Source organism: Ottowia sp. (assembly GCF_047601385.1).
Lineage (GTDB): Bacteria > Pseudomonadota > Gammaproteobacteria > Burkholderiales > Burkholderiaceae_C > Ottowia.
This window is the reverse complement of sequence record NZ_JASGJP010000001.1, coordinates 2,941,524-2,953,845: the sequence shown is the minus strand read 5'-3', so window position 1 is coordinate 2,953,845 and position 12,322 is coordinate 2,941,524. Positions and strand designations below refer to the sequence as shown.

The window sequence follows — 12,322 nt, the reverse complement described above, 5'->3', positions numbered from 1 at the left end:
GCGGCGAATTATCCAACCTCGGCCTGGCCGGAGCGACGGATGATTAAACTTGCCGCCATGCCCCCCTCCACCCTCAGCAGCCTGCGGGCACGCCGCGAGGAGTTGCTCGCCATCGCCGCCCGGCATGGCGCCTCCGACGTGCGCGTGTTCGGGTCGGTGGCACGCGGCGAGGACGCCGGCGGCAGCGACGTGGACTTTCTCGTGCGCATGGACGCTGGCCGCAGCCTGCTCGACCTGGTGGGCCTGCGCGACGGCCTGGAGAACGCGCTGGCGCGCCCCGTGGACGTGGTCAGCGAGAACGGCATCTTCCCCTATCTGCGGCAGCGCATCCTGAGCGAAGCCCAGCCGCTATGACCAAGGACAAGGGCGCCTACCTGGCCGCCATCCACGAGTGCATCCGGCGCATCCGCCGCTACACGCAGGGCGGCAAGACAGCGTATCTGGCGGACACCCTGGTGCAGGACGCGGTGATGCGCAACATCGAAATCATCGGCCAGGCCGTCAAGGACTTCGGCGTGGAGGAGCTGGCCTCCCGCGACAGCACCGTTCCCTGGAAGCAGATCGCCGGCATGCGCGACCTGCTGGCCCACCAGTACCTCGGCGTGGACATGGACATCACCTGGGCCGTGGTCGAGCGGCACCTGGCGCCGCTCAACGCGGCGGTGGAGCACGTCGCCGTGACACTGGGCGTCCACCTTCCCGCATTCGATGCCTGACCCTTGAGCCGCCCGCCCACCACCCACCTGCTCTACCTGCACGGCTTCCGCTCCTCGCCGCGGTCGGCCAAGGCGCGCCAGATGGCGGCGCGCGTGCGGGCCGATCACCCGGGCGTGACCTGGTGGTGCCCGCAACTGCCGCCCTCGCCGCGCGAAGCGGCGGCCCTGATCGACGAGGGCACGGCCGCCTGGCCGGCCGGGCGCATGGCCGTGGTCGGCTCCTCGCTGGGCGGCTTCTACGCCACCTGGCTGGCGCAGCGGCGCGGCTGCAAGGCGGTGCTGCTGAACCCCGCCGTCGATCCGGCGCGCGACCTGGCGGCGCACATCGGCGAGCAGGCCGCCTGGCACGACCCGGCCGAGCGCTTCTTCTTCCGCCCCGAATACATCGGCGAGCTGCGCGCGCTGGCCTCCGGGCCGCTGGCGGCGCCCGAGCGCTTCCTCGCCGTCATCGCCCAGGGCGACGAAGTGCTGGACTGGCGCGAGATGACGGCGCGCTACGCCGGCGCGCCGACCCGGCTGCTGGAAGGCGGCGACCACGCGCTGTCGGACTTCGACCGGCACATCGGCGCCGTGCTCGACTTCCTGGAACTCGCGCGCTGAAGCACGCTCAAAGTATCTTTTTGATAGCTGCCGGCGCTCGCCAGTCAAGCGCTGGAGGCACTTTTCACTCATAAACAGGAGAACCCGCCATGACGCCCGACACCCCCGCCCGCTACGGCACCGTCAGCCGCTGGCTGCACTGGGGCATGGCCCTGTGCGTGCTGTGGATGTTCGGCACCATCCTGGGCGCCGAGCTGACCGACGACCGCGCCACCCAGGCCCTGCTGCGCAACGGCCACAAGCACATGGGCTCGCTGATCTGGGTGCTGGTGCTGCTGCGCGCCGCCTGGGCGCTCGCGCACGCGCGCCAGCGGCCACCCTCGGTCAGCCTGCCCGCGAAGCTGGGGCACTGGGCGCTGTACGCGCTGCTGTTCGCCATCCCCGGCATCGGCCTGCTGCGCCAGTACGGCTCGGGCCGCGCCTTCTCGCCGCTGGGGCTGCCGGTGTTCCCCGGCTTCGCGCAGGGCGAGAAGATCGACTGGATGGTGCGGCTCGGCGGCCTGCTGCACGGCGAGCTGGCCTGGGTGCTGGCGGCGCTGGTGGCCGGGCACGTGGCCATGGCCTTCTGGCACCGCCGGCGCGGCGGCCCTGACGACGTGCTGCCGCGCATGATGAACGTCGCCCCCAAGCGCTGAGCATCCCCAGGCTTGATGGGACAATCGCCCCCATCTATGCATGTTCTGTTCGACGAGGCCGGCAAGCTCATGGCCGGCCGCATTCTTTCCGAGGCCGATGCCTCGGCCCAGGTGGAGCTGGACTCCGGCAAGCGCGTCAAGGTCAAGGCGGCCCACCAGCTGTTGCGCTTTGATAAACCGGCCCCGGCCGAGCTGATGGCCGAAGCGCAACGCCAGGCCGCCGAGGTGGAGCTGCCGCTGGCCTGGGAGTTCGCGCCCGAGGACGAGTTCGGCTTCGCCGAGCTGGCGGCCGACTACTTCGGCGACGCGCCCGGCGCGGCGCGGCAGGCCGCCATGCTGATGGCGCTGCACGAGGCGCCGCACTACTTCCGGCGCGCCGGCAAAGGGCGCTTCCGCAAGGCGCCGGCCGACATCGTGGCGCAGGCGCTGGCCGCCATCGAGAAGAAAAAGCAGCTCGCCGCGCAGATCAGCGCCTGGGCCGCCGAGCTGGCCGAAGGCCGCACGCCCGAGCCGGTGCGCGAGCAGCTCTACAAAATCCTCTTCCGGCCCGACAAGAACGCGCCCGAATACAAGGCCGTGGTCGAAGCCAGCCGCGCCACGCAGCAGGCGCCGCTGGCGCTGCTGCAAAAGGCCGGCGCCATCGCCTCGCCCTACCAGTTCCACTGGCAGCGCTTCCTGTTCGAGAACTTCCCCAAGGGCACCGGCTTCCCGCCGCTGGCCGCGCCCGCCATCGCCGACGAGCTGCCGCTGGCCGAGGCGCGGGCCTACTCCATCGACGACTCGCACACCACCGAGATCGACGACGCCCTGTCCGTGCAAGGGCTGGGCACGGGCACCGTGGTGCTGGGCATCCACATCGCCGCGCCGGGCCTGGCGCTACAGCCCGGCGACGCGCTGGACGCGGTGGCGCGCGCGCGCCTGTCCACCGTCTACATGCCCGGCCACAAGATCACCATGCTGCCGGACGAGGTGGTGCAGGCTTACACGCTGAGCGAAGGGCGCGCCGTGCCCGCCGTGTCGCTCTACGTCACGCTGGACGAGGCGACGCTGGAGGTGAAGGGCAGCCAGACGCGGCTGGAGCGCGTGCCCATCGCCGCCAACCTGCGGCACGACCAGCTGGACGACGTGGTCACCGCCGAGTGGCTGCAAGCGCCGCAGAATGATGATGAAAACGGCCTCCAGCGCTTGCCCATCCAGCGCGAGCAGCTATCTTTTCTATACCGCCTGGCGCGGCACCTGAAGGCGCGGCGCGAGCTGGTGCGCGGCAAGCCGGAGACCTTCAACCGGCCCGACTACACCTTCCGCCTGGTCGGCAACGACGGCGAAATGCCCCAAGGCGACGAGCAGGTGCAGATCACCACCCGCCAGCGCGGCGCGCCGCTGGACCTGATCGTGGCCGAGGCCATGATCCTGGCCAACAGCACCTGGGGCGAATGGCTCAAGAGCCTGGGCGTGCCCGCCATCTACCGCAGCCAGGCCAGCCTGCTGCCGGGCGTGAAGGTGCGCATGGGCGCCAAGGCGCTGCCGCACGCCGGCATCGGCGTGCCCAGCTACGCCTGGAGCACCTCGCCGCTGCGCCGCTACGTCGATCTTGTGAACCAGTGGCAGATCATCGCCGCCGCGCGCCACGGCCAGGCGGCGGCGCTGGCCGCGCCCTTCAAGCCCAAGGACGCGCAGCTGTTCGCCGTCATCAGCGCCTTCGACGGCGCGAGCACCGCCTACAACGCGCACCAGGCCGGCATGGAGCGCTTCTGGACCTTGCAGTACCTGCGCCAGCACGGCATCGGCGAGCTGACGGCCAGCCTCGTCAAGGAGCAGGCCGGCGGCGCCTGGCTGGTGCGCGCCGACACGCTGCCGCTCACTTTCAGCGTGCTGGGCGCGCAGGGCCTGCCGCGCGGCACCCGCGTGCGCGTGAAGCTGGGCGCCATCGACGACATCGCGCTCGACCTGCACGGCACCGTGACCGAGGCGCTGGACGCCGACCACGTGGCCGACGCGCCCGCCGACGAGGACGAGGACGACGCCCCCGCCGGCCCGCTGGAGATCGCCGTCGATCTGGCCGAGGCCCCGGCCGAAGGCGCAGGCACGCACGCCAACACGGATAATCCGGCCCCGTGAAACCGCGTTCCCTCCAGTCGCTGTCCACTCTGCAATGGGCGCTGGCGCTGTCGGTGCTGCTGCACGGCGCGGTGCTCACGGTGCGCTTCGTCGATCCGGAGGGCTTCAAGCGCGTGTTCCAGGAGACCACGCTCGACGTCATCCTGGTCAACGCCAAGTCCGACGACAAGCCCGACAAGGACAAGGCCCAGGCCATCGCCCAGGCCAGCCTGGCCGGCGGCGGCGAGGCGGCCGACAAGCGCATCGTCAGCACGCCGCTGCCGCCCACGGCGCACGCGTCGCCCGGCGACTCGGTCGTCGACGAGAACCAGCGCCGCATCGACGCCATGCAGGAGCAGCAGGAGCAGCTCATGGCCCAGGTGCGCCAGCAGCTCGCCACCATGCCGCGCGTGGACCCCGCCAAGCTGGCCGCCGACCCCGAGGCGCGCGCGCAGGAAGAGCGCCGACAGCAGCTGTCGAACCTGCTGGCCGCCATCGAGCGCCGGGTGGAAGAAGAGAACTCGCGCCCGCGCAAGCGCTACTTGAGCCCCGCCACGCTGGGCACCACCTACGCGCAGTACTACGACGACATGCGCCGCAAGATCGAGACCGAGGGCACCACCAACTTCCCGCAGGTGGCCGGGCGCAAGCTGTACGGCGAGCTGCTGATGGCGCTGCTGGTCAACCACGACGGCCGCGTGCTCGACGCCCGCGTGGTGCGCGGCTCCGGCAACCGCGCGCTCGACAAGCTGGCCGAGCTGATCGCCTCGCGCGCGGCGCCGTTCGGCCCCTTCACCGCCGCCATGCGCAAGGACACGGACCAGTTCGACGTCACCGCGCGCTTCCGCTTCACGCGCGACATGACGCTGGAGACCACGCTACAGACCGACCAGCTCGGCAGCGCCCTGCAAGGCACCCGATGAGCGCCCTGCTGCGCCGGTGGGTGGTGCTGACGGTGCTGGCCCTGGTGCTGCTGCAAGCCTTCTTCATCGGCCGCATCGCGCTGATGGCCGCGCTGGCGCCGCAGTCCACCGCCTTCCAGCGCTCCGAGGCCTGGCGCCTGGCCACCGCCGGCGAGCTGCGCTGGCGGCAGGACTGGCGCGACTACGACCAGATCGCCGACCACCTCAAGCGCGCCGTGATCGCCTCCGAGGACGACGGCTTCGCCAACCACGAGGGCGTGGACTGGGAAGCGATCGAGAAAGCCTGGGAGCGCAACGCCAAGGCCGAGGAAGCCGCCGCCGAGCGGGCCGCCAGCAACCGCCCGGCGCGCGCGGTGAAGATCCGCGGCGGCTCCACCATCACCCAGCAGCTGGCCAAGAACCTGCTGCTGTCGGGCGAGCGCACGCTGCTGCGCAAGGGCCAGGAGCTGGTGCTGACCTACGCGCTGGAGATGCTGTTGACGAAGCAGCGCATCCTGGAGATCTACCTCAACAGCGTCGAATGGGGCGAAGGCGTGTTCGGCGCCGAGGCCGCCGCGCGCCACTACTTCAAGAAAAGCGCCGCCCAACTCAGCGCCTGGGAATCCGCGCGCCTGGCCGTCATGCTGCCGCGCCCGCGGTACTTCGAGAAGCTGCCGCGCTCCAGCTACCTCAACCACCGCGCCGGCGTCATCGTCAAGCGCATGCGCAGCGCGGAACTTCCTTGAGATGCAACCACGCCCCCTCTCGTCATCCCCGCGAAGGCGGGGATCCAGAGCGCCCCGCAAGGCGACACGGGATTCCCGCCTTCGCGGGAATGACGAGATCACCGTTCTCTCAAGCAAAATTGGCCTCCAGCGCCCGCCAGTCAAGCGCCAGCAGCTATTTTTAGCATAGCAATGCGAATCCTCGGCATCGACCCCGGCCTGCGCACCACCGGCTTCGGCGTGCTCGACGTCGCACCCGGCCAGCGGCTGCGCTATGTCGCCAGCGGCGTGATCCAGACCGTGGACGCGCCTCAGGGCGATCTGCCGGCGCGCCTGAAGCTGCTGTTCGACGGCATCCGCGAGCTGCACGCGCGCTACCGGCCCGACGCGGCGGCGGTGGAGATCGTGTTCGTCAACGTCAACCCGCAGGCCACGCTGCTGCTGGGCCAGGCGCGCGGCGCCTGCCTGACGGCGCTGGTCGCCAGCGACCTGCCCGTGGCCGAATACACCGCGCTGCAAATGAAGCAGGCCGTGGCCGGCCACGGCAAGGCCGCCAAGGCGCAGGTGCAGGCCATGGTGCAGCGCCTGCTGCAACTGCCCGCCGCCCCCCGCCCCGACGCCGCCGACGCGCTGGGCCTGGCCATCACCCACGCGCACGCGGGCCAGGCGGTGGCGCGCCTGCAAGCGGCTGGGTTGACACGCACCACGGCCAGCATGTACCGGCGCGGGCGCTGAGCGCGCTCTCCGTCATCCCCGCGCAGGCGGGGATCCAGTTGCGCCCTGTGCAAAGCCCCTGGATCCCCACCTGCGCGGGGATGACGGGATGTCTATACCCGGCCCGAAAACGCTTTAAAGACCAAATCAACCTCCAGCGCCCGTCTGGCAAGCGCTGGCAGCTATCGAATCAGAAGCGCCCCGTCAAGCCAGGCGCTCGACGAACAGCACCGCGAAGAAGCCCAGCGCGGCCAGGATGGTCCACTTGAGGATGATCCAGCCCACGCGCTTGTAGCGCGGCTGGCCGGTGGCCGCGTAGTAGGCGAAGCACACGCCCGCCACCAGCAGCAGGATCAGCAGCAGCCAGCGGAACAGCAGCATCGGCCGGCGTGCCGTGTCACCAGGCCCGCGCCAGTTGGGCGAAGCCGGCGGGCGCCTTGCGCTCGTCCTCGAAGCTGACCAGGTCCCAGGCGTCTGCTTCAGCCAGCAGCGCGCGCAGCAGTTTGTTGTTGAGCGCGTGGCCGGAGCGGAAGGCGGTGTAGGCGGCCAGCATGGGCTTGCCGACGCAGTACAGGTCGCCGATGGCGTCCAGGATCTTGTGCTTGGCGAACTCCTCGGCGTAGCGCAGGCCGTCGGCGTTGAGCACCTTGGTGTCGTCCATGACGATGGCGTTGTCAAGCCCGCCGCCCAGGGCCAGGCCGTTGGCGCGCATCATCTCCACGTCCTTGCTGAAGGCGAAGGTGCGCGCGCGCGCGATGTCGCGGCTGTAGCGGCCGGAGCCCATGTCGAACTCGACGCGCTGCTCGGTGGAATCGACCGCCGGATGCTGGAAGTCGATCTCGAAGCCCAGGGTGAAGCCGTGGTGCGGATCGAGCCGCGCCCACTTGAGCTGCTCGCCCTCGCCTTCGCGCACTTCGACGGGCTTCAGCACGCGCAGGAACTTCCTGGGCGCCTTCTGCAGCTCGATGCCGGCGCTTTGCAGCAGGTAGACGAAGGACGAGGCCGAGCCGTCGAGGATGGGCACTTCCTCGGCCGTGATGTCGATGTACAGGTTGTCCAGCCCCAGGCCGGCGCAGGCCGACATCAGGTGCTCGACGGTGCGCACCTTGGCGTCGCCGCGCGACAGGGTGGAAGCCAGGCGGGTGTCGGTGACGGACTGGGCATCGACGGGGATATCGACCGGCTCGGGCAGGTCGATGCGCCGGAACACGATGCCGGTGTCGGGTGGCGCCGGCCGCAGCGTCAGCTCGACCCGCTCGCCGCTGTGCAGGCCGACGCCGACCGCGCGGGTGAGCGATTTGAGGGTGCGTTGCGCAAGCATGGGGGAGATTTTAAGTCCGCGCACCATTCCGGGGGCTCGCCCAAGGTCTGTGCATGGGCGGCCGGGATTACATATGAAAAAAGCCTCCAGCCCTTGCGTGGCAGGCGCTGGAAGCTCTCATTTTGATATCGCTCTGGGGCCCGGCTATCACCGCCATAGCCGCCGGCGGGCACCGGCGGCCAAGCGGGCCGGCCACGCCCTCAGTCGGCCTGCTTGCGCAGGAAGGCGGGGATCTCGAAGTCGTCCATGCCTCCGGAGGACAGCGCATCCACCTTGGCCGCCGCCTGCGTGCGGTTGGTCCGCCACACGCTGGGCACGGCCATGTTGCCGTAGTCGTGCGCGCCGGTCTGCCCGCCGACCACCTGGTTGACGGTGGGCACGGCGAAGGGCGTGTTGTCGGTGCCGGTGCGCAGGCCGCCCTGCACCACGGTGATGGGCTGGCGGCGCGCGCTGGGGCGCGACAGGCCGGTGGCCAGCACGGTGACGCGGATCTCGTCGCCCAGCGATTCGTCGTAGGCGGCGCCGTAGATGACGTGGGCATCGGCCGAGGAGTACTGGCGGATGGTGTTCATCGCCTCCTTGGACTCGCTCAGCCGGAGCGTGCCCTTGGACGCCGTGACCAGCACCAGCACGCCCTTGGCGCCCGAGAGGTCGATGCCCTCCAGCAGCGGGCAGGCCACGGCCTGCTCGGCGGCGATGCGGGCGCGGTCGGGGCCGGAGGCCATGGCGGTGCCCATCATGGCCTTGCCGGGCTCGCCCATGACGGTGCGCACGTCCTCGAAGTCGACGTTCACGTTGCCGTAGTTGTTGATGATCTCGGCGATGCCGCCGACGGCGTTCTTCAGCACGTCGTTGGCCTGCGCGAAGGCTTCGTCCTGAGTGACGTCGTCGCCCAGCACCTCCAGCAGCTTCTCGTTGAGCACCACCACCAGCGAATCGACGTTGGCCTCCAGCTCGGCCAGCCCCGCCTCGGCGTTGGTCAGCCGGCGGCCGCCCTCCCAGTCGAACGGCTTGGTGACCACGGCGACGGTGAGGATGCCCATGTCCTTGGCGATGCGCGCGATCACCGGCGCCGCGCCGGTGCCGGTGCCGCCGCCCATGCCGGCGGTGATGAACAGCATGTGCGCGCCGCGGATGGCCTGGCGGATGTCGTCGGCCGCGGCCTCGGCGGCCTCGCGGCCTTTCTCGGGCTTGCTGCCGGCGCCCAGTCCGCTGATGCCGAGCTGGATGGCGGCCGCCGCGTGCGTGCGGCCCAGCGCCTGCGCGTCGGTGTTGGCGCAGATGAACTCCACGCCCTGCACCTGGCGGGCGATCATGTGGTCCACGGCGTTGCTGCCGCCGCCGCCGACGCCGATCACCTTGATCTGGGTGCCCGCGTTGAAACCTTCCGTTTCGATCATCTCGATGCTCATGGTGTTACTCCTTTGCCTGCAGTTGCCTTGGGTTGAATGAACGAGTTCTTGTGGATCGCGTGTTCCGATGCATGACCTGGCCGCGCCGTCATGAAGGCGGCCCGGTGCTCTGCCACACCGGCGACATCGAGGTGAGCTCCCTGGGATCTTTTGTGAACATGCGCATGGTCAGAAATTCCCCACGATGAAGTCCTTGAAGCGGCCGAAGGCGCTCTTCACGCCGCCGGTCTTCTGCGCCACCTTGAAGCCGCGCAGGCGCGCCAGCCGCGCCTCCTCCATCAGGCCCATCACGGTGGCGGCGCGCGGCTGCGCCACCATGTCCGACAGCGCGCGCGAATACATCGGCACGCCCCGGCGCACCGGCTTCAGGAAGATGTCCTCGCCCAGCTCGACCATGCCGGGCATCACGGCGCTGCCGCCGGTGAGCACCACGCCGGAGGACAGCACCTCCTCGAAGCCGGAATCGCGGATGACCTGCTGCACCAGCGAGAAGATCTCCTCCACGCGCGGCTCGATCACGCCGGCCAGCGCCTGCTTGCTGAGCATGCGCGGCGTGCGGTCGCCCAGGCCCGGCACCTCGACCTGCGTGTCGGCGTCGGCCAGCAGCTGCTTGGCGCAGCCGTGCTCGACCTTGATGTCCTCGGCGTCCATGGTGGGGGTGCGCAGCGCCATGGCGATGTCGCTGGTGACCAGGTCGCCGGCGATCGGGATCACCGCCGTGTAGCGGATGGAGCCGCCGGAGAAGATCGCCACGTCGGTGGTGCCGGCGCCGATGTCCACGCAGGCCACGCCCAGCTCGCGCTCGTCGTCGGTCAGCACGGCCTGCGCCGAGGCCAGCGGGTTCAGCATGAGCTGGTCCACCTCCAGCCCGCAGCGGCGCACGCACTTGATGATGTTCTCGGCCGCGCTCTGCGCGCCGGTGACGATGTGCACCTTGGCCTCCAGCCGCATGCCGCTCATGCCCACCGGCTCGCGCACGTCCTGGCCGTCGATCACGAACTCCTGCGGCTCCACCAGCAGCAGGCGCTGGTCGCTGGAGATGTTGATGGCCTTGGCGGTCTCGACCACGCGCGCCACGTCGATCGGCGTGACCTCCTTGTCCTTGACGGCCACCATGCCGCTGGAGTTGATGCCGCGGATGTGGCTGCCGGTGATGCCGGTGTAGACGCGGCCGATCTTGCAGTCGGCCATCAGCTCGGCCTCCTTCAGCGCCTGCTGGATGCTGGCCACGGTGGCGTCGATGTTGACCACCACGCCGCGCTTGAGCCCGTTGCTGGGCGCCACGCCCAGGCCGGCGAGCTTCAGGTCGCCGCCGGGCAGAACCTCGCCCACCACCACCATGATCTTGGCGGTGCCGATGTCGAGTCCGACGATGAGATCCTTGTACTCTTTTGCCATGACGTGTGTCGGTCGTTGTGTCTTGTCGTGTCGTATCGTTCTAGCGTGGTGCCGCGGGCCGGTTCGCGGCGTCGCCGCGCACGGTGCTGACGCCGCGCAGCCGCAGCGCGTAGCCGCCCACGTGGCGCAGGTCCGCCGCCTCGATGGCCGCCACCGGGCGCTGGTGGCGCGCCGCCACTTCCCTGGCGGTGGCGACGAACTGCCTGAAGCGCGCCGCCAGCTCGTCCGGCGTGCCCGACCCCAGCTCGACCACCGCGCCGGCGTCCAGCACCACGCGCCAGTTGCCGCGCGACTGCAGGGCCACCTCGTCCAGCCGCGCGCCGAGCGGCGCCGCCAGCGGGTCGAGCAGCCGGTACAGGGCCAGCACCTCGGCCGCGTGGCCATCGGGGCCGATCAGCGCGGGCAGCGCGTCGTCCTCGCCCTCGCCGCCGGCCTCGAACACCTCGCCGAAGCTGTTGACCATGTGCGCGTCGTCCTCGCCCCAGCGGGCCACCGGCACGTGCTCCTGCAGCGTGACGTGCAGCCGGCCCGGGAACTCGCGCCGCACCACCGCGCGCCGCACCCAGGGCGCGGACTGGAACGCCGACTGCGCGGCCGACAGGTCCAGGGTGAAGAAGGTGCCGGCCAGCCGAGGCGCCACGCTGGCGCGCAGGCCGGCGGCGCTGTTGTGCGCGGTGTCGCCGTCTACCGTGATCTGGCGGATGGCGAAGGCCGGCTGGCGCACGAACCACCACACCCCGGCGGCCAGGCAGCCCAGCGCCAGCGCGGTGACGAGCAGCGAGGCCGTCAGGTTCATCAGCTTGACGTCCACCGGCACGGGCAGGCTGGCGGTCATGCTCCGCCTCCGGGATAGTCGAGCGTTGCGGCGGCCAGCACGCGCAGGCACAGCGCTTCGTAGCCGATGCCGGCGGCGCGCGCCGACATCGGCACCAGCGAGTGCGAGGTCATGCCGGGCGAGGTGTTCATCTCCAGCAGGAAGGGCTGGCGGTCGCTGGCGCGGACCATCAGGTCGGCCCGGCCCCAGCCCCGGCAGCCCAGCGCGTGGTAGGCGGCCAGGGTGAGGCGGCGTATCTCCTGCTCCAGCGCGTCGGGCAGGCCGGCGGGGCAGTGGTACTTCACGTCGTCGGTGAAGTATTTGTTCTGGTAGTCGTAGGCGCCCTCGGGCGCGGCGATGCGCACCACCGGCAGCGCGACGGCGTCCTGGCCGCTGCCGAGCACGGCACAGGTCACTTCCTCGCCCTCGATGAATTCCTCGCACAGCACGTCGGGGTCGTAGCGCGCCGACAGGGCCACGGCGTCCTGCATCTGCGAATAGCCCCGCACCTTGGTCACGCCGATGGAAGAACCTTCGCGCGGCGGCTTGACGATCAGCGGCAGGCCCAGCACGTCGGGCACGGCGCGCACCTGCTCGGGCGACTGTTGATCCGCAGCCAGGCGCACGTACTTCGGCGTGGGCAGGCCGTCGGCCTGCCACAGGCGCTTGGTCATCACCTTGTCCATGGCCACGCTGGAGGCCATGACGCCCGAGCCGGTGTAGGGGATGCCCAGCAGCTCCAGCGCGCCCTGCACCGTGCCGTCCTCGCCGTGGCGGCCGTGCAGCGCGATGAAGCAGCGCGCGAAGCCCTGGCGCTTCAGTTCGTGGAGCGGCTGCTCGGCCGGATCGAACGCGTGCGCGTCGACGCCGCGCGCGCGCAGGGCCGCCAGCACGCCCTGGCCGGACAGCAGCGACACCTCTCGCTCGGCCGAGCGCCCCCCCATCAGGACGGCGACTTTTCCGAATTGAATGCTGGACTGCGTCATGG

At 70.5% G+C, this 12,322-nt stretch carries 14 protein-coding genes; 8 read left to right on the top strand and 6 right to left on the bottom strand.

What is annotated here, in order from left to right; translation table 11 throughout:
- The first annotated feature begins 39 nt into the window (after window positions 1–39).
- From QM772_RS14405 to ruvC, 8 genes are all read left to right on the top strand, one after another.
- Complete coding sequence (locus tag QM772_RS14405) at window positions 40–354, top strand: nucleotidyltransferase family protein (protein WP_415137617.1); 315 nt, start codon at window positions 40–42, stop codon at window positions 352–354.
- Window positions 351–716, top strand: coding sequence for a DUF86 domain-containing protein (locus tag QM772_RS14400; protein WP_415137615.1), 366 nt, complete (start codon window positions 351–353; stop codon window positions 714–716). The genes QM772_RS14405 and QM772_RS14400 overlap by 4 nt, the downstream gene beginning before the upstream one ends.
- A 3-nt stretch (window positions 717–719) precedes the next feature.
- Window positions 720–1,316, top strand: coding sequence for a YqiA/YcfP family alpha/beta fold hydrolase (locus QM772_RS14395; RefSeq protein WP_415137613.1), 597 nt, complete (start codon window positions 720–722; stop codon window positions 1,314–1,316).
- Between the two features lie 89 nt (window positions 1,317–1,405).
- Window positions 1,406–1,951 carry a cytochrome b gene (locus QM772_RS14390; RefSeq protein ID WP_415137611.1) on the top strand — a complete coding sequence of 182 codons (546 nt, stop codon included), beginning with the start codon at window positions 1,406–1,408 and terminating at the stop codon, window positions 1,949–1,951.
- Window positions 1,952–1,987: 36 nt separating this feature from the next.
- A complete protein-coding gene (locus QM772_RS14385) occupies window positions 1,988–4,069 on the top strand; it encodes a ribonuclease catalytic domain-containing protein (RefSeq protein ID WP_415137610.1) in 2,082 nt (693 codons plus the stop codon).
- Window positions 4,066–4,971 (top strand): energy transducer TonB, encoded by a 906-nt coding sequence (locus QM772_RS14380; RefSeq protein WP_415137609.1) that lies wholly within the window; start codon window positions 4,066–4,068, stop codon window positions 4,969–4,971. Before QM772_RS14385 ends, QM772_RS14380 begins: the two co-directional genes overlap by 4 nt.
- The gene (gene mtgA / locus QM772_RS14375; RefSeq protein WP_415137607.1) at window positions 4,968–5,696 is read left to right on the top strand and encodes a monofunctional biosynthetic peptidoglycan transglycosylase; all 729 of its coding nucleotides are present in this window, start codon (window positions 4,968–4,970) and stop codon (window positions 5,694–5,696) included. Before QM772_RS14380 ends, mtgA begins: the two co-directional genes overlap by 4 nt.
- A gap of 171 nt (window positions 5,697–5,867) precedes the next feature.
- Entirely contained in the window at window positions 5,868–6,410 is a 543-nt protein-coding gene (gene ruvC / locus QM772_RS14370) for a crossover junction endodeoxyribonuclease RuvC (protein WP_415137605.1), read from the top strand.
- A 183-nt stretch (window positions 6,411–6,593) separates the two neighbouring features.
- On the opposite strand, the gene QM772_RS14365 is transcribed toward ruvC, so the two are convergent.
- The 6 genes from QM772_RS14365 to QM772_RS14340 all read right to left on the bottom strand — a co-directional run bounded on the left by QM772_RS14365 (window position 6,594) and on the right by QM772_RS14340 (window position 12,320).
- Complete coding sequence (locus tag QM772_RS14365; protein WP_415137603.1) at window positions 6,594–6,770, bottom strand: hypothetical protein; 177 nt, start codon at window positions 6,768–6,770, stop codon at window positions 6,594–6,596.
- Between the two features lie 16 nt (window positions 6,771–6,786).
- Window positions 6,787–7,710, bottom strand: coding sequence for a UDP-3-O-acyl-N-acetylglucosamine deacetylase (lpxC, locus tag QM772_RS14360; protein WP_415137601.1), 924 nt, complete (start codon window positions 7,708–7,710; stop codon window positions 6,787–6,789).
- 200 nt (window positions 7,711–7,910) lie between these two features.
- Entirely contained in the window at window positions 7,911–9,122 is a 1,212-nt protein-coding gene (gene ftsZ / locus QM772_RS14355; protein WP_415137599.1) for a cell division protein FtsZ, read from the bottom strand.
- 168 nt (window positions 9,123–9,290) lie between these two features.
- Window positions 9,291–10,520 (bottom strand): cell division protein FtsA, encoded by a 1,230-nt coding sequence (gene ftsA / locus QM772_RS14350; protein ID WP_415137597.1) that lies wholly within the window; start codon window positions 10,518–10,520, stop codon window positions 9,291–9,293.
- Between the two features lie 40 nt (window positions 10,521–10,560).
- The gene (locus tag QM772_RS14345; protein ID WP_415137595.1) at window positions 10,561–11,355 is read right to left on the bottom strand and encodes a cell division protein FtsQ/DivIB; all 795 of its coding nucleotides are present in this window, start codon (window positions 11,353–11,355) and stop codon (window positions 10,561–10,563) included.
- Window positions 11,352–12,320: a D-alanine--D-alanine ligase gene (locus tag QM772_RS14340; protein ID WP_415137593.1), complete on the bottom strand. Its 969-nt coding sequence runs from the start codon at window positions 12,318–12,320 to the stop codon at window positions 11,352–11,354. The genes QM772_RS14345 and QM772_RS14340 overlap by 4 nt, the downstream gene beginning before the upstream one ends.
- Between the last annotated feature and the right edge of the window lie 2 nt (window positions 12,321–12,322).